The 15,983-nt window shown below is 56.2% G+C and carries 16 protein-coding genes; 3 read left to right on the top strand and 13 right to left on the bottom strand.

The window, feature by feature from the left end:
• Nucleotides 1–9: 9 nt before the first annotated feature.
• The gene (rlmKL, locus tag KJF94_RS05980; protein WP_214381889.1) at nt 10–2,280 is read right to left on the bottom strand and encodes a bifunctional 23S rRNA (guanine(2069)-N(7))-methyltransferase RlmK/23S rRNA (guanine(2445)-N(2))-methyltransferase RlmL; all 2,271 of its coding nucleotides are present in this window, start codon (nt 2,278–2,280) and stop codon (nt 10–12) included.
• A gap of 529 nt (nt 2,281–2,809) precedes the next feature.
• Between rlmKL and rmf the strand changes: the two genes are divergently transcribed.
• Nucleotides 2,810–3,025 (top strand): ribosome modulation factor, encoded by a 216-nt coding sequence (rmf, locus tag KJF94_RS05975; protein WP_003223300.1) that lies wholly within the window; start codon nt 2,810–2,812, stop codon nt 3,023–3,025.
• A 312-nt stretch (nt 3,026–3,337) separates the two neighbouring features.
• Here rmf and KJF94_RS05970 read toward each other — a convergent pair whose 3' ends face one another.
• A complete protein-coding gene (locus KJF94_RS05970) occupies nt 3,338–4,357 on the bottom strand; it encodes a quinone-dependent dihydroorotate dehydrogenase (RefSeq protein WP_214381887.1) in 1,020 nt (339 codons plus the stop codon).
• 146 nt (nt 4,358–4,503) lie between these two features.
• On the opposite strand from KJF94_RS05970, the gene KJF94_RS05965 reads away from it, so the two are divergent.
• Nucleotides 4,504–6,051 (top strand): hypothetical protein, encoded by a 1,548-nt coding sequence (locus tag KJF94_RS05965; protein WP_214381885.1) that lies wholly within the window; start codon nt 4,504–4,506, stop codon nt 6,049–6,051.
• A gap of 51 nt (nt 6,052–6,102) precedes the next feature.
• On the opposite strand, the gene KJF94_RS05960 is transcribed toward KJF94_RS05965, so the two are convergent.
• The 9 genes from KJF94_RS05960 to KJF94_RS05920 all read right to left on the bottom strand — a co-directional run bounded on the left by KJF94_RS05960 (nt 6,103) and on the right by KJF94_RS05920 (nt 12,139).
• On the bottom strand, nt 6,103–6,546 hold the full coding sequence (locus tag KJF94_RS05960) for a hypothetical protein (protein ID WP_214381883.1): 444 nt from the start codon (nt 6,544–6,546) through the stop codon (nt 6,103–6,105).
• Nucleotides 6,543–7,238, bottom strand: a complete 696-nt coding sequence (locus KJF94_RS05955; RefSeq protein WP_214381881.1) for an oxygen-regulated invasion protein OrgB — start codon at nt 7,236–7,238, stop codon at nt 6,543–6,545. The genes KJF94_RS05960 and KJF94_RS05955 overlap by 4 nt, the downstream gene beginning before the upstream one ends.
• Nucleotides 7,210–7,779, bottom strand: coding sequence for a secretion system protein (locus KJF94_RS05950; RefSeq protein ID WP_214381879.1), 570 nt, complete (start codon nt 7,777–7,779; stop codon nt 7,210–7,212). The genes KJF94_RS05955 and KJF94_RS05950 overlap by 29 nt, the downstream gene beginning before the upstream one ends.
• Nucleotides 7,763–8,485: an EscJ/YscJ/HrcJ family type III secretion inner membrane ring protein gene (locus KJF94_RS05945; protein ID WP_214381877.1), complete on the bottom strand. Its 723-nt coding sequence runs from the start codon at nt 8,483–8,485 to the stop codon at nt 7,763–7,765. The genes KJF94_RS05950 and KJF94_RS05945 overlap by 17 nt, the downstream gene beginning before the upstream one ends.
• Entirely contained in the window at nt 8,482–8,790 is a 309-nt protein-coding gene (sctI, locus tag KJF94_RS05940; protein ID WP_214381875.1) for a type III secretion system inner rod subunit SctI, read from the bottom strand. Before sctI ends, KJF94_RS05945 begins: the two co-directional genes overlap by 4 nt.
• A gap of 60 nt (nt 8,791–8,850) precedes the next feature.
• Nucleotides 8,851–9,111, bottom strand: coding sequence for a type III secretion system needle filament subunit SctF (gene sctF, locus KJF94_RS05935; RefSeq protein WP_214381873.1), 261 nt, complete (start codon nt 9,109–9,111; stop codon nt 8,851–8,853).
• A gap of 10 nt (nt 9,112–9,121) precedes the next feature.
• A complete protein-coding gene (locus KJF94_RS05930; protein WP_214381871.1) occupies nt 9,122–10,294 on the bottom strand; it encodes a PrgH/EprH family type III secretion apparatus protein in 1,173 nt (390 codons plus the stop codon).
• Between the two features lie 118 nt (nt 10,295–10,412).
• Nucleotides 10,413–10,904, bottom strand: coding sequence for a transglycosylase SLT domain-containing protein (locus KJF94_RS05925; protein ID WP_214381869.1), 492 nt, complete (start codon nt 10,902–10,904; stop codon nt 10,413–10,415).
• Nucleotides 10,901–12,139, bottom strand: a complete 1,239-nt coding sequence (locus tag KJF94_RS05920; protein WP_250548225.1) for a winged helix-turn-helix domain-containing protein — start codon at nt 12,137–12,139, stop codon at nt 10,901–10,903. The genes KJF94_RS05925 and KJF94_RS05920 overlap by 4 nt, the downstream gene beginning before the upstream one ends.
• Before the next feature lie 373 nt (nt 12,140–12,512).
• Between KJF94_RS05920 and KJF94_RS05915 the strand changes: the two genes are divergently transcribed.
• Nucleotides 12,513–13,739, top strand: a complete 1,227-nt coding sequence (locus KJF94_RS05915; protein ID WP_214381865.1) for a hypothetical protein — start codon at nt 12,513–12,515, stop codon at nt 13,737–13,739.
• 75 nt (nt 13,740–13,814) lie between these two features.
• On the opposite strand, the gene KJF94_RS05910 is transcribed toward KJF94_RS05915, so the two are convergent.
• Nucleotides 13,815–14,858, bottom strand: a complete 1,044-nt coding sequence (locus KJF94_RS05910; protein ID WP_214381863.1) for a hypothetical protein — start codon at nt 14,856–14,858, stop codon at nt 13,815–13,817.
• A gap of 746 nt (nt 14,859–15,604) precedes the next feature.
• Nucleotides 15,605–15,982, bottom strand: coding sequence for a phosphopantetheine-binding protein (locus tag KJF94_RS05905; RefSeq protein WP_250548224.1), 378 nt, complete (start codon nt 15,980–15,982; stop codon nt 15,605–15,607).
• Between the last annotated feature and the right edge of the window lies 1 nt (nt 15,983).

The following is a 15,983-nucleotide window of genomic DNA, read 5'->3' as shown; positions in this document are numbered from 1 at the left end:
CAAAAAGTGTCAACGCGCCATGATTTTCCAGGCCCGGTGGATCTTCCCATTGCGGGCAAAATCCGGATCAATGGTCTGGGCCGTGATCTCCTCGACCGCGTAACGCTCAGTGAGATTTTCCTCAAGGGTGAACTTGCGGAAGTTGTTGGAGAAGTACAACACCCCCCCCGGCGCCAGTCGCGCCATGGCCAGGTCGATCAATTGCACCTGGTCACGCTGGACGTCGAAGATGCCTTCCATGCGCTTGGAGTTGGAGAACGTTGGCGGGTCGATGAAGATCAGGTCGTACTCGTCGCGGCAGGCGTCCAGCCAGACCATCACATCGCCTTGCTCCAGACGGTTCTTGTCGGAGAAACCGTTCAGCGACAGGTTGCGACGCGCCCAGTCGAGGTAGGTTTTCGACAGGTCGACACTGGTGGTGCTGCGCGCGCCGCCCTTGGCTGCGTGGACGCTGGCCGTCGCGGTGTAGCAATACAGATTGAGGAAGCGCTTGCCGGCCGCCTCTTTCTGGATGCGCATGCGCATTGGCCGGTGATCGAGGAACAGCCCGGTGTCGAGGTAGTCGGTGAGGTTCACCAGCAGCTTCACGCCGCCTTCGTTGACCTCGACGAACTTGCCTTGCGCCGCCTGACGCTCGTACTGCTTGGTGCCGCTCTGACGCTCGCGACGCTTGACCACCACGCGGTTCTTGTCGATGTTCAAGGCCTGCGGAATGGCTGCCAGCGCATCGAACATGCGCGCCGAGGCTTTTTCCGGGTCGATGGATTTCGGTGCGGCGTATTCCTGGACGTGGACCCAATCGTGATACAGGTCGATGGCCATGGAATATTCCGGCATGTCGGCATCGTAAATGCGGTAGCAGTCGATGCCTTCCCGCTTGACCCACTTGCCCAGCGCCTTGAGGTTCTTTTGCAGACGGTTGGCAAACATCTGCCCGCCTTCGCTCAAGCGCGGTTGCTCGATCACCGGAGCGGGTGCCGCGGCCGGTTTGATCGGGTTACCGTTTTTGTTGTACTGGCGTTCCTGCGGCTCGTTCGGTGCCTGATCGTATTCCGCCTGTTCGCGCTCGACCTGACGCTGTTCCGGGGTGCGGCGCTCGCCGGTGACGAACTGATCCGGCGTGACCTTGATCAGCAGCAGCTTGCACGGCAATGCGCCGTTCCAGAACGAATACTGTTTGTGGCTGCGGATGCCCATGCGCTTGCCCAGGTCCGGCGCGCCGGTGAACACCGCCGCTTCCCAATTCAGGCAGGCCTGACGCAGACGTTCGCCGAGGTTCTGGTAGAGGTAGAGCAGGCTCGCCTCGTCGCCCAGCCGCTCGCCGTACGGCGGGTTGCAGATTACCAGGCCTTTCTGATTCTGGTCCGGACGCGGCTCGAAGGTGCCGACTTCGCCCTGATAGATCTTGATCCACTCGCTCAGGCCGGCACGTTCGACGTTGTTGCGGCCCGGTTGAATCAGGCGCGGGTCGGCTTCGTAACCGCGAATCCACAGCGGTGGCTTGGCCAGACCGGCCGCGGCGCGTTCGGTGGCTTCTTCGTGCAGCTTTTTCCACAGCGCCGGCACGTGACCGAGCCAGGCGGTGAAACCCCACTGCTCGCGACGCAGGTTCGGCGCCATGTCGGCGGCGATCATCGCCGCTTCGACGAGGAACGTACCGACACCGCACATCGGGTCAGCCAGTGCGCCGCCGTCGGCCGCAATGCGCGGCCAGCCGGAACGGATCAGGATCGCGGCCGCGAGGTTTTCCTTCAGCGGCGCCGCGCCCTGCTGCAAGCGATAGCCGCGCTGGTGCAGGCTGTGGCCGGAGAGGTCGAGGGAGAGGATGGCTTCGCCACGGTCCAGACGCAGGTGAATGCGCAGGTCCGGGTTGAGTTTGTCGATGGACGGACGGTCGCCCTGCGGGGTGCGCAGTTTGTCGACGATGGCGTCTTTGACTTTCAAGGCGCCGAAGTGGGTATTGTCGATGCCCGAGCCGTGACCGCTGAACTCGACGGCCAGGGTACCGTCGTTGAGCATGTGGTCTTGCCACTCGATATCAAGCACGCCGTGGTACAGGTCTTCGGCATCTTTCATCGGGAAACGCTTGAGCACCAACAGCACCCGGTTCGCCAGACGCGACCACAGGCACAGGCGATAAGCGGTTTCCATGGTCGCCATGCCGCGCACGGCAGAGGTGTGTTCACGCGCTTCTTCAAGGCCAAGCCCGACGGCTTCCTCGATGAGCAGGCCTTCAAGGCCTTTGGGGCAAGTGAGGAAGAGTTCGAAACGATCGGACATGGTAATTCCAGAGCCTTTGGCTAAGTGAACCGGCAACGCATTGCCGGCCCGGTTTTCAATCAGGCGCTTTTCTAAGAGAGCGCCCGCGTGGCACGAAGGTGTGCCGTCCCACCCGTGCTGCTCAGGTTAGAAGAGCTTAGATGCACGGGCAGATAAAAAAGTGATGCAATAAAATGTCATAAGTCGACCCTTCGTCGAAAAATGCTCGACGCAACACGAGCCATTCTCACTAAAGGATTAACCCCATCATTCTGCGGGGGCCCGATCATACAGGGCTTTGGCCAATAAATACGGGTCAAACATCGTGTTACTTATGGCCATAGCATCTTTATGGTTACGTCCTTATGACAAAACGATCATTCCCTCGATGTGACGCATTGGTTAGAACTCAATACAGGTTGGCGCCACAACGGACGTCAACACCTTGGCTCGCCACGCCGGCAGCGAGCCCCCCAACGGCAGACATTTCTGCCAGACCTCGATTGAGGTCAACGCGATAAATACAGTCAACAAGTGAGGGCAACACCCTATGAGAAGACTTAAGCGTGATCCGTTGGAAAGAGCATTTTTGCGCGGATATCAATATGGCGTTGGTGGCAAATCCCGTGAGCTTTGCCCATTTACTCTACCGTCGGTACGCCAAGCCTGGATTAACGGCTGGCGAGAAGGACGCGGCGACAACTGGGACGGTATGACCGGCACTGCGGGAATCCATAGACTCAACGAACTTCACGCCGTCGGCTAACACAGGGCACACACTCCGACACGACAACCTGATTACGTAACGACTTACCACGCACGCCCCATCCGGGCGGCGGGCTCCGGCCCAGGGGCTCCTTCGAGGAGCCCTTTTTTATGCCTGCAAATTACCTGGAATCTGAAAACTGCTTTTGTGGCGAGGGAGCTTGCTCCCGCGGGCCGGTCCGCGTTCGGGCGGAGCGGCCCCCAAACCAGTCAACCCGGAGTGTCAGGTAAAACGCGGTTGCGGGGTTTACGACTGCTTCGCAGCCGAGCGGGAGCAAGCTCCCTCGCCACAAAAGCCTGCTACCTACAGGGTTCAGCGCAGTGCGGCGATAGCATCGACGGATTCACGAATCAACGCCGGGCCTTTGTAGATGAAGCCGGAATAGAGCTGCACCAGGCTCGCCCCGGCGGCGATTTTCTCAGCCGCGTGCCTGCCTTCGGTGATGCCGCCTACGGCGATGATCGGCAAGCGGCCGGCCAATTCCGAGGCCAGCACTTTCACGGTGTGGGTGCTCTTGTCGCGAACCGGCGCGCCGGACAAACCGCCCGCCTCGTCGCCGTGTTCCATGCCTTCGACACCGACGCGGCTCAGGGTGGTGTTGGTGGCAATCACCGCATCCATCCCGGTTTCGATCAGCGCTTGCGCGACCTGAGCGGTTTCTTCGTCGGTCATGTCCGGCGCGATCTTGATCGCCAGCGGCACATGCTTGCCGTGGCGCAGTGCCAGTTCCGCCCGGCGCGTGGCCAGGTCAGCCAGCAACTGCTTGAGCGAATCACCGAATTGCAGGCTGCGCAGGCCCGGCGTGTTCGGCGAGCTGACGTTGACCGTCACGTAGCTGGCGTGGGCGTAGACCTTGTCCAGGCAGATCAGGTAGTCGTCGACCGCACGCTCGACCGGCGTATCGAAGTTCTTGCCGATGTTGATGCCCAGCACGCCCTTGTATTTGGCCGCTGCCACCCGGGCCAGCAGGTGATCGACGCCGAGGTTGTTGAAGCCCATGCGGTTGATGATCGCCTCGGCTTCCGGCAGGCGGAAAATCCGTGGTTTCGGATTGCCCGGCTGCGGACGCGGGGTGATGGTGCCGATTTCGACAAAACCGAAACCCAACTGGGCAAAACCGTCGATGGCCGCGCCGTTCTTGTCCAGACCCGCCGCCAGACCTACCGGATTCGGGAAGTCCAGCCCCATGACCGTCACCGGCATCTTCGCCGGTGCCTTGCACAGCAAGCCGTTGAGGCCCAAACGCCCGCCCGCGCCGATCAGGTCCAGGGACAGATCGTGGGAGGTTTCCGGGGAAAGTTTGAACAACAGCTGACGGGCCAGGGTGTACATGGGCGGGTTTGACTCTGGGCAATGAAAAGTGGCGGCGATTATAGCCGGGTGGAGGGTCAGCGGCGAGAACCAAGGGATTTATTCCCCTGGTCGGTGATGGTGTCTGTCGGAGCGTTTTTTGATAGTTGCAGGCGCAGGGCGGATGAATGATCGAAGTGACTGCACTGACGCAGTGCCCCATGGAAGAAAATAAAATGCCGGATCCCCTTACAGGATTAACGCGTTCCCAGTCTTATCGAAACGACGCCCCTACAGCCCCTCCAGCCCCACAACACACAATTGTTGATATGGGAGATTCTGAAGCAGTCGCCGAGGCCCTGAGCAATAGCGCCACCACCCAACACGCCAGTGATCTGCATCCAGAAACCGTCATTACCGTGAGTGAGAATGTAGTTCAGGAACTCGACCATGTGATGATCGAGATGCCCAGCGATGAACACTCAAGGAGCCTTTGCCAGGTTATTCAGTCCATTCTTCTGGGTGATTTCGAAGCTGCGTCAGCCGCTGCAACGCCTGGGTCTCTGGCAGAACGACTTATCAAGGTGTGCATGGCAACGAATTCACTCGGAAGCTCAGTGGAAGCCACGATACAACGCACCCACATGATCGTTGACCTGTGCGGCGAATTCCTGACCAAGTTGGGACGCAACGAATTCGAAGGCGATCTCGGACGATGGGCCAGCAACCTGACGATTTCCGGCGTGCGTACAGGCTTGGTAACCGCCATTCTCACAACGTGCAGGCAGCTGATTGGATTTGCTCTGGAAAAAAACTTGCTCGCCAATGCCGCCGCCCCCCAGACACGCAATGTGATGAGCGCAATCGCCCTGGCAGTCGGCCCCGTGTTGAACATCCTTGGAGCGGCAAGGGACGAGTGGAACCACACGGCAAACCTGGAAACGCGCCTGGCCCGCCTTGGCACATTCACACTATCAATAGCGGCTGTGGTATTGGTAGCGACAGCGCCACAGGCCTTGCCGGCATTTGCCGCCTATGGCGCGCAAACGGCTTTCTACAGCTTCGCCACTGATCTGGTTAACCTGTTCTTGCCGACAACTGACAACGCAAAAGCCAACCTTGGCGGCACAGATGCCAGCGGAGTGCTGAACGGTGCACTCCAGTATCTGGCCTTTACAGGCATGAACTACACCGCGCCCCATTCCGGTCCCGGCTATGTCATGTCACAAGGCAAGGAGCCCCCACCGACCGAGCCTCAGACGTTCGCCTTTGAGCTATCAGTGTGGTCGGATCAAAATATTGGCACGGCATCCGATCCAAATCCAACCGTCCAGGGCCGGGCCAACGAAATTGTCGAATCCCTCGTTCCGATAGTGGGACATGATTTTCTACGCGGTGCCTACAACGCCGGAGCCGATGTTGCCAGCCAAGTGATTGGCGGCGAACTGATGCACGCTCTTCAAGGTGAAAACACGGACAAAGGCTTTCGCCTCAACATGTCTGCACGGGTACCCACCGCCGAACAAGTCGCCAACCAACTCTTGTCCACCAATGCCATTCGAACCTCAGTGAGCGAAACAATCATCGCCGTCGTCATCTCCGCCACCCGGTTCTTTTCGACCCTGCCAATTTCGAAAGCCAATGTCGACCATATCGTCAACACGCTGGTCGCCGCAGTGGTTTTCGCGGGACGTTTTGGCGCCGTGTACGTCAATGAGCGAACGAAACCTGCATAAGTTCATGCAACCTTGTGCGCCAAGCTGTTTGTAGCTTGGCGCAACCCAGCCTCACCACTCACTCTTCTCCCAACTATCGTCACCCATCGGCTGGAACACATCGCGCATAAAACTTGAGATGAATATCTCGATGCTGAAAGCCCGGGCATTGGCGCCCTTGATTTCCTTGTAGAGCAGCGATTTTTCCAGTTGCTCGTCTTTCAAGCGAAGCAACAGCTTATGCGTGACGGCCATAATCGCCTTGGGATTTGGATACGCGGGCGTGCCATCGGGATTCAATTGTGACTTGAGGAAAAGAAAGATGGCCTGTTCGCCCTGCCCTTCCATCGCCAAAAGCTTTCTATACAACTCATCGAATTCGGGATCCGGGCCGGGCCGCTTGCTGCCGTTGACATCGAGTGCATTGCCGGACGCCCGCACCACGCGTGACTCAAGGGTCTCGACCGCAGACCTCTGATCAAGGCGGTTAACGCTCATCATCGGTTCAATCTTCATGCCGCACCTCCATTTGCCGGAACAGGCGCCGCGCCGAAACCCGAACACAGCTCACTCAATATTTTCATCGAGGCCTGATCGAGGCATCGAACCGACTCGGGCAGATTTCCCAGCCGGGCCAACAACCCCGGTTCCAATCGTTGGCAGACCGATTCGATATCAAATTCGAGCAATTGGTCAGCCAAACGGAACACGTAGCGTTCCTCGGGTTGATAGTCGAGCACCAGCACGCCGGGCCAGAGTTTCTGCAATCTCCGCCGTAGCGCGTGACCTTGAGGTTTGCAGCGCGAAGGCAGCAACACCAGCAAGGGCGCCTCGGTGTCGGACTGCTCCGCCAACCAGCGCTCGAGCATTTCATCCAGCCACTCATTGCGAGTCAGCAAATCCTGCAGCAACTGGCGCGCGGCGTGCGCCAGATCCTTGCGCAACTGCAACCCGAGTGCCTGGGACTCGAGCAAACCGTTCGCCAGGTTTTCGGCAGCGCGCAGGATGCCGTTTGCATAGCCCTCCTGAAACGCCTGAGCACGAATGGCCTCGGCTTCAGATTGGGCCTGCTCGACACATTCACGGGCCCGGCGTTGCGCCTGTTGTTGTAGCGAGTGCCGCTGGCGCGCCGCGACGAGGTCTGCGCGAGCTACGTGTGCATCACTCGATGCCGGCACGTCAGCCAGGGTTCGGATAGAGTCGAGCATGCTGCACCGCCAGTAAGAAAAGCGCCGGATCGGCGTCTGTCACCGGCCACTGGGTGTGCAGGCCGACAACGTGTGGAGAGAATTGCAAAGACAGCCGTTCAAACAGCGGCGGCGGCAGGAACCCGGAAAAGCTCGACAGTGAATTGAAGCCGGCAGCTTCAACCTGTTGCAGCGGTACCGATGACGGCTCAAGCGGCACGCCGACGCGAGGCCCCGGTCTGCAACTGGCGAATTGTCGTAGCGGCATCGGCAACTGCTGCAATGCGCCGCCTCGCGCCAGCTGTGGAAACAGTCGCCAGGCGCCCATGAGGCTCGCGATGTAAGGCAATTGTTGCCACTGCCGGATCCACTGTTGTGCGACGGCAGTCAGCGGCATAGGGGGCCATGGTCCCTGCCGGTCAAGCCCTTCCAGAAGCATCCGATTGAGCACGCGCCGCGCATCGGGGCTGTCAAATCCCGCCGGCAGGCTCAACCGCTGAGGGTGCACATAATCCAGCGGTTCGACGAGAATCCGCCGCAGGCGTTCAGCGCACGATGTCACGCGGCGCCCCTTTCAACAGTCGATAACCTAACCCTGCGCAACCCGCCAACAGCACTGCGGCCAACGACGCCAGCAACCACACCGAGCGCGAATCGCTTTGCGTTGCCGACACCGACGGCGCGACGTGCTGCGTGGGCGAGCGCTGCGACAGCACCACCGAGATATTTTCGTACTCGACGGCAGCAAAACTGTTCTTCAGAAAACGCTTGATGTCGGTGATCAGCAGCTGCGGCTCAATGTCTCGTTCATGGACAGCCACGGCCGCCAGGTGAATGGGCGCGGCCTTGCGTCCGCCTTCACCGGCATCCAGGTCGTAACTGACATGCACCCGCGCCGACACCACGCCCTCGAGCAGGCTCAGGGACTGTTCGATTCGCTGTTCCAGCGCCGAGTAAAGTCGAGCCTTTTCAGCCCTGGGGGAAGCGACCAGCGAATCGCTGGGAAACATGTCCGCCACTTCCAGTCGTGGCCTGGACGGCAACGAATAGAGATTAAGCAAGTCGACAGCGGCGGAGAAATCGACCGGGTTGATTTTCACCGCGTACCCGGTTTTGCCGGCGTCGACTTTCGTCGCCGCGATGTTGTTGCGTTGCAGTACCGAAAGCACTTCGTTGGCCTGCTGCTGGTCCAGCCCCTCCAACAGACTCGGCTGCCGACAACCGAGCAACGCCAGACACAGGAACATCAGCAACGCACCCGCCTTCATGACGCGCGCAACAACGTTTCGGCAGTGCTCACGGCCTTACGGACCAACACGTTGAGCAAATTGATGTCGACGTTGTATTGCCCCATCTGCTCCTGCAACTGCGCCAATACTTCGGGGCTGGTGATATCGGGACGCTGCATCAGTTGATTGATCGACGACACTTCCTGGCCGCTGTTGACCGCTGAACCGGCGAACGCTTCGATCAATCGACTTTCAAGAGAAACGATCGGGCCTTCCTGCGGGCTGCGCAGCTCAGTGACGGCCGTGGTCTCAATGAACGAACGGGATATGCTTTGAATAGACATGCAGTGCACTCATGAAAATGGCCATCGCCAGACAACGATGGCCAGTCAAAAGGATAGAAATCAGCGAGCGGCCTGGATGATCGCCATGTCGATGTCCTTGAAGCCCTTGATCGTGTTGGTCTGGGCGTTACGGAATACCGTGTAGGACGAGAACGCGGTTTGATAAGCCGCCAGTTTTCCGGGGTCCGAAGCATCATTCTTGAGATCATCCAGTGCCTTATCCAAAGCAGTCTTGAGACCTGCTGCACCTTTTTCGAACGCTTCGGCCTGACGCCCGAGAAAATCATCGTGAAAGTCGATTGGGATACCAATTTCAGCCATGGGTCACCTTCTATTGTCTTGTTGGGAAATGCCAAGACGACGACGTCATCTTGATGTAGCCCTGAGGGCCGGTTTGAAACGACTTGCCCTTGAGCGAGTCATCCTTGAGCGCGACAGCGAAGTTCACGTAGCGATCACCCCACTGCCGATAGAAACCGTCGACGTATTGGCGAGCCGCCGCCAACTCGGAATCCTGTAAATCGCCTTCGATGGCGAACGTGACACTGTCGTCGTGCCCGACCCGGTTAAACGCCAATGAAAGGCGACGCAACCCTTGTTCGGCGAGGTCTGCCAGCAGGTTGTCATCCTGTACTTGCACCGCCACTTCCCGTGCATAGGGTGCAGCCTTGAGCAAGACATCAAGCAGTTGCGTCTGCAGCTGCGGCGTGAGCAGATTGCGCTGGGCACTGAGCAGCAGTCGCGGCACCGCGGGGTCCTTGAGATCCAGGAAATGCCAGGCCAGTTGCGGGTCGTGGTCGACCAGCAGTTTCTCCAGTCGACGACGCTCCTGATCGATCACCAGCACCTTGCCGGACACCCCGCTGTTGCGCATCAACACCTGCCGGCTCCAACCGGCGTCTCGCTCGGAAGCGACAAACACATAAACCGTTTTGTCCCGCCCCTGCACCACGGCGACCTCGGCACTGGCGCCCCCGATCAGGCTGCGCACATCGGTTTCGGGCGCCGGCTCGGGCACAGGCCAGAGGCTTATCGAAGTGACCAGCAGCGCGAGGGCTAACCCTGCGCAACCCCATTTGACGACGGTTGGCTGTGGCCAATGGCGAAAAGACGCTTCGGCCAACGGTAGGGGCTGCTTGTTCAAGAGTTCAGGCGCCCAGGATTGGTCTTCACCACGCAAGGCAATCTGCAAGCCACCGATCTGCTCCAGGCGCTGGAATTCGCACTGCCGGGTTTCTCCGTGCTCGTTGAGCAGCCGCAAGGTCGCACCGTCCTGCCCGCCGTCTGCCAGCAGCACCTCGAAATTGCAGCCGCCCGTGTCCAGTGGAACGAAGATGGCATCCTCGGGAACGCTGACTGAATGAGCTTCTCGGCCCAGCAGATCGAGCGGCGCGACAATGAACAACGTCCGCGGCTCACCGAGCGGGAATTCGCACCCCTGAAGCGGGCCGTTGAGGATCCGCAGGACACAGGGCTGTAGAGGGGGGACTGACAGGTCTGTCACCGATCACGCTCCAGGCAGTGAATGAAAACCCATGCTAGGAGCGCTGCCCGAGAAGTTCCTGATCGAATTCTGCCGATCTGACCCGAGCGGGATCAGAATCCCCCCGAATGGCCCAAGGCTAACGCCGCGAGATTTTTGGGTGTGTGTCCCAAGGCTGCGTGGGCGGATGTGGCGTCAGGGTTTGATAGCGTTGCCAGACCTTGTGTGCATAACGCAGACGGGCCGCCTGCCGACCCGGAGCGTTGCCGGCGTTATAGGCACCCACAGCCGTCCAGTTATAGCCATAAAGTGATACAAAGCCGGCCAGCACCGAGGCACCGACCTCAACTGACAGACAAGGCTCATCCAACAGCCGCTGCTCGGTAATGCCCTGCGCGCTTAGACGGGGCAGATGACTGCTGTTGATTTGCATCAGCCCGATATCACGCGTGCCATTCCTGTTGTAATTCATCGCATCCGACATCTGCCCTGACTCCACATCGGCAATGGCCTGAAGCAGCTCGGGCTCGATGGCATGTTGCTGCCCCGCCGAGACCCAACAATAGGCATGCGCCGGAACCGCACCCACAGACATCAGCATCAGAAGGCCGCCAGTCACCCACCGGCTCATGCCAACCGCCTGCCGCTGTCGAGCGGCGCCGCGTGCCGGGTGCCCTGCTTTGCGCGGTGCATCATCACGGCTTCCCGGGGATCACCGGCAAGCGCGAGACGTACCCGCAAACTCTGCGCCCGCTTGCAGTTCGCGTCGTGACTCAGGCACTTGTCGAGGCTCTGAAGCGCCAGATCATTGCGCTGCCAATACCAGTGATGCCAGGCGTGAAAGTAGTGAACATCAGCCTGATCGGCGCTCGACAAGCAACGCTGAAAAAGCACCTGCGCAGCCTCCTCGCAACCACGAAGGCTGGTCAGCAGGGCAAGCCGCGCGATGGTTTGCGTACTCCCCGGGTCCAGCGGCAACGCCCTGGAAATCGCCAAATGAGCCTCATCCATTGCACGCCCCGGCTCACATAACCCGAGCATCGCCTGGCCCAGCCAGACATCGGCCACGCCACACCAGACAGGGGCATAACGGTCATCCAGTTGCAGGCTGTATCGAAACTGCACCAGCGCATCACGCAGGCTTTGTGGCGTGTGCCGCTCTACACTGCACAAACCGTTGAGATAGGCGACCAGGGCCGGATAGGAAGCACAGCCCGTTTCAGCAGGACGCAGCCCCGGAAGGCGCTGGGCAACCAGACAGGTCAATTCCCCGAGCCCCTCCCCCAAGTCCACCCCGCCCAGCCTTTGTCCATGAAGCAGCACATGATCGCTGCTACGGATCAACTCGATCGACCATTGCGACGGGTCATCCCGGAGCGTGCAGCGACCACTGAGGTAAAAGTCAGGCTTCAAACGCTCGACCAGATACCGCGCGTCGGTCAACTGACCATAAGCAGCCATTAAACCCGAGGGGACGACACGCAGCGCCTCGCCGAATGCCGTCGTCAACTGGCGGATCATCGCGTCCTGCAGATCCAGTGCGGCTGACTCGTGCAGATTACGAAAAGGCAAAACGGCCAGCAACGGCGCCTCGGTTCTCGTCTGACTCGGCACGTCGAGCTCGACGACCGGACAGGTAAACCGGTAACCCTGGCCGTACACCGTTGCAATGAAATCCTTGTTGTCCTTGAGCAGCTTGCGCAAGGCGTAAATGCAGCGAGTCAATGATTCCTCGGTGGCATCGGCATCGGGCCACACCGTGTCGAGCAAATGATCCTTGCTGATCACCGTGCCGGCCGAACCGAGCAGCAGGCGCAGTACATTCAACTCTTTGGGGGGGACGTGGACTCCATGTCCGTCTCGCATCAGCGTTCCATCGCTTTGCAATAGCCAGCGGTCGAAAACGAACGACCTGAAGGGTGGTTGATCAGTGGCACTGTCCATATTCTGGAGCTTCTCTATAGAAAGGTACTGAAGCGCAATTCAGCCTTTGGTTAACCAGGCTCAAGATAACTAGCGGCACGACTATAGGAAGTTGAGCGGGAGTATTCCGTAGGATCAAAACCTCTTTAGCGCGAAGAAATTACGACACACACTGTAGGAATTTTCTTCAAATCTGTTTTTCACAGCCTTTATCAATTAATTGACTTCCGGCAAGTACGATCATGAGCTTTTATTGTAAGCAGATAGCTAAACGGGGAGTTATCTTTTCCCTCCCCTATTCCAAAAACATACGATCATGACTATATCAAGTATTTCTTCTTCAACATTTGCAAGACCAATTACGAGCGAAAGCTCGCCTGTCAACATCGATATTGAACGTGAACCAAAAACACAACATAACGAAAAAACCTATCAAAATGTATTCGCCATGATTAGCGAGCGCTATAAAGACTTCCGCCCGGATACAGAGCGCGGCTTTCAACAACATCCCGGAGTCACCGCTGACATCGAACCCATTTCAAAACAAGACCTTATTTCCATACTGAAACATATCAAGACTGATAACAACCTATTGGAAATTTGCAAAAAAAACTCAGCCAAGGCTCCTTTTTTCAATAAATTCTACCTAATGTCCAATGCGGATCAAGGCTGGAATCTTCGCCTTCACTCTTTTAATGTTAGAGGTAGCGGCCTCGGAGAGGAAGACAGCCCTCACTATCATCGCTGGACATTGGCATCAAAGGTGCTGGCGGGTGGATACATCAATGTAAATTACCAAGAAGGCCCTAAAACGGACTCAACCTTACCAAAGGACTCCTATTCAAAATATGAACTTAGCTCATCTAAATCCCAAGTAAGCAGTGAAGCACGCAAAGCAAAGTACATTTCAGAAGCAGAGATGAAACCTACAGAAAAAACCTTGTACGCACAAGGTGACCTCAATCACTTCCCTATAGCAAAACCTCACAGCGTAGAAACACACGCAGCCGTCATGGGAACTACGCTAACGCTGGCCCATACAAGCAAGGCCGCCTCTGACAGTTCAATTTCATTCAAAAAAACCGATAATATTGAAGCACTTCCAGAGATAAAAATTGAAAGTAACGAAGCATTCATGACCATGCTCCAGGACCAGATAACTCATCTACAGGTACTCGTCATGAGTGACAACCTGAACACTTTATTAACCTCAAAATTCGAACAAGGTTCTTCACTGACAGCTGGAGAGGAAAAGCATCTATCTGACTACAAGGAACCAAACTATGTAGAAACCTCATTCCTTCCAGCGCTTGCTATTTATCAAATGGAAGTACTAAACGGTATTGAACACAACGAATTCTCCGGCGACACCGAAAAACTGATCAGCACCGAACTTTCCGCAATGGACAAAGACTCGCTAGACACGCTGATACGCGGCAACCAAAACGATCTCTTTGACAAACAACTAACTATTGAAATCAACGATAACGAGTTAGCAAAACAACTGAATCAACGTTCCACGCAAACAGCCGCAATACATTAATAAATTTACCCATAAAATTGACCGCCCTTGCCGGCGGTCATCTTTAATTACATTAACGAAATAAAATCAATTTCATCAAAACTCGTGTACGGAGCTTTGCTCTTTTAACAATTCGCCCATCAGACTCGTCGCAGCGCCGTGCCCTATCAGATGCCCCGCATCCTGTGCCTGATTACCCAGCGCTTGCCTGAGATTTTGCCCCATATACAAGAATGTACCCTCAGCAACTTCTACCGCACTGTGATACCCAAGACCGATAAGAAAAGCAGCCGCGCCTGCGGCTCGCGCAAGCTGCTGGTCTTGCCTTTCCAGATAGATGTTTCTCAATGGGTCCCAGTGAGTCGAGTCCGTTTTATTTAATGTACCCAGAAACTGCATCTCGCGAGAATCTCCCCGTAACATGTCCCATACTTGCAATATCTCAGCCGGAGAGCCTGACATATGCGCAACCAGAGGCTCAGTCGTATTGAGTACACGATTCTTGCTGATATGAGCGACCTCCCATTTGGCGCCAGGAATCCTTTGACTGGATTCAATACCAAGTTGCTCGTCCGCCCTTTCACCCGTGTTGTGTATTCCAGTTCGCGGGCTAAGCCCCGCGGGTGGGCGATAACGCTCTACTTTTTTAAGTGGACCGACGCTAGAGGATCCAGCCGTTTGTTGGATCTCTTGTATGACACTATCCGTAGGCGCGAAGAGCCCCCGTTTTTCTATCAACCTATGCAGATCTTCTATGAGAGCATTCGACTGCTGTTGCGGGCACTCTTCAACAACAATCTTCGCTAAGGAATCAACATAAAGGGCGCCAATATCCCCCATAAGAGCTATCACAACCGCACGGTCCAATCCTGAGACGCTATTGGTCACGTGGGGAAATCGGAGGTCGTCACTTACCCTCTCAAGGGTCTCAACAAGCACTCCTGCACTTTTCCCCGACAGCAGACCTTCAGGACCAAGCAATCGTGCACACAATGTTTTCCGGCTATCTGGACTTAGTTCGCAAATCAGATGGCGCAATGTATAGGCAGCCTCACCAAGTTCATTCTTAAGTACATGACCTGGATTATAGAGAAGATTTCTAGCCGCTATTGTTTGCGATAAAGCCAGCTTGTCGGTCATCGAACAACTCATTGAGCGGAGTGCTGGGTCGATAAGAAACGTAGGCAGCGATGGATCCGTTGCCATGGGCTTTTCTGTCACAGTGCGCACTGACGGTATAGCGCTACTTGCCTGTACTCTTACTAACTCCGTTGATAGCAACGTCACCGCGGGGTTTTGGCTAGAGTCAACCTCGGATAAAGATCTTTGGTTTAGAATCGTTCCATCGAAAACTTTCATCATGCAGTCCTTTTATTACCCATTGAATCCATATGGCTCATAGAAAAATACCTGCGTCAATGCTTGCCAGCAGTCACACATCAATACAGTCTGTTCGTCTACCGAAGCAATTGATCTGCAACCCTTGACCGAACGGTGTGGGCAACTGGAGTTTTTTGATATCCTGCCGACCCACAATTTCAGGTTTCCCCATAGTGCAAAACGGCAAACGATGATGGCATAGTCATCAGGAGCACCAGCCTCCAGACTATAAATAGATACTTGAATGGATCCAGTCGCACTGCCAGCTTCATTGTCGTATGAAATCACGACACGCACTGTAGCGCACTATTTTAGAAGGTTATTACATACAAAATACAAAAACTCTAAACCTGCGCCTGTGTATCTTTAAGCGCAACTAAGGCATTGACCTTTGGGGAGCAGCAAGCATCACTTTCATGAATGGACGTTGACTTCTAAAAACACTTTCTAGAGGACCATAATTGCATTTAGCCTCGACCATCAGAATAAACTATCAACACGTTATTTCAACAACTCACCTTATCAACAACACTCTCAACCAACCAACAAACGTCACCTACCGTTCTCCACTTTCGCACTCCAGGCTCAGGTAGTTCTATACCGAACGACTCATTGAGTACCATGACGATCTCGACCAAACCAATGGAGTCCACATACAAATCTTCTACCAACCGCAAACCAAATTCAACATCCTGACTATCCACCGAAAGATAACTCGACACAATCCTGATCACCCGGCGCTCAGTTTCAAGTTTCGCACTCAAAATATCCGACATCACTTCCCCCGAGACAACAAAAATCAGGCGTAAATCTGAATTAAAAGATCCAGATTTACGCCCACCCTTGCGAAGCCAAAAACCACTTACTTTCGGCTCATAACACACG

This window comes from Pseudomonas hormoni (assembly GCF_018502625.1).
In the GTDB taxonomy this organism is placed as follows: Bacteria; Pseudomonadota; Gammaproteobacteria; order Pseudomonadales; family Pseudomonadaceae; genus Aquipseudomonas; species Aquipseudomonas hormoni.
The sequence above is the reverse complement of the archived record's forward strand: the minus strand, read 5'-3'. Positions and strand labels throughout refer to the sequence as shown.

Excerpts from the sequence above, each read along its gene's own strand:
- rlmKL (WP_214381889.1), bottom strand. The coding sequence starts at position 2,280 with ATGTCCGATCGTTTCGAACTCTTCCTCACTTGCCCCAAAGGCCTTGAA.
- rmf (WP_003223300.1), top strand. The coding sequence starts at position 2,810 with ATGAGAAGACTTAAGCGTGATCCGTTGGAAAGAGCATTTTTGCGCGGA.
- KJF94_RS05970 (WP_214381887.1), bottom strand. The coding sequence starts at position 4,357 with ATGTACACCCTGGCCCGTCAGCTGTTGTTCAAACTTTCCCCGGAAACC.
- KJF94_RS05965 (WP_214381885.1), top strand. The coding sequence starts at position 4,504 with ATGATCGAAGTGACTGCACTGACGCAGTGCCCCATGGAAGAAAATAAA.
- KJF94_RS05960 (WP_214381883.1), bottom strand. The coding sequence starts at position 6,546 with ATGAAGATTGAACCGATGATGAGCGTTAACCGCCTTGATCAGAGGTCT.
- KJF94_RS05955 (WP_214381881.1), bottom strand. The coding sequence starts at position 7,238 with ATGCTCGACTCTATCCGAACCCTGGCTGACGTGCCGGCATCGAGTGAT.
- KJF94_RS05945 (WP_214381877.1), bottom strand. The coding sequence starts at position 8,485 with ATGAAGGCGGGTGCGTTGCTGATGTTCCTGTGTCTGGCGTTGCTCGGT.
- sctI (WP_214381875.1), bottom strand. The coding sequence starts at position 8,790 with ATGTCTATTCAAAGCATATCCCGTTCGTTCATTGAGACCACGGCCGTC.
- sctF (WP_214381873.1), bottom strand. The coding sequence starts at position 9,111 with ATGGCTGAAATTGGTATCCCAATCGACTTTCACGATGATTTTCTCGGG.
- KJF94_RS05925 (WP_214381869.1), bottom strand. The coding sequence starts at position 10,904 with ATGAGCCGGTGGGTGACTGGCGGCCTTCTGATGCTGATGTCTGTGGGT.
- KJF94_RS05920 (WP_250548225.1), bottom strand. The coding sequence starts at position 12,139 with ATGCGAGACGGACATGGAGTCCACGTCCCCCCCAAAGAGTTGAATGTA.
- KJF94_RS05915 (WP_214381865.1), top strand. The coding sequence starts at position 12,513 with ATGACTATATCAAGTATTTCTTCTTCAACATTTGCAAGACCAATTACG.
- KJF94_RS05910 (WP_214381863.1), bottom strand. The coding sequence starts at position 14,858 with ATGACCGACAAGCTGGCTTTATCGCAAACAATAGCGGCTAGAAATCTT.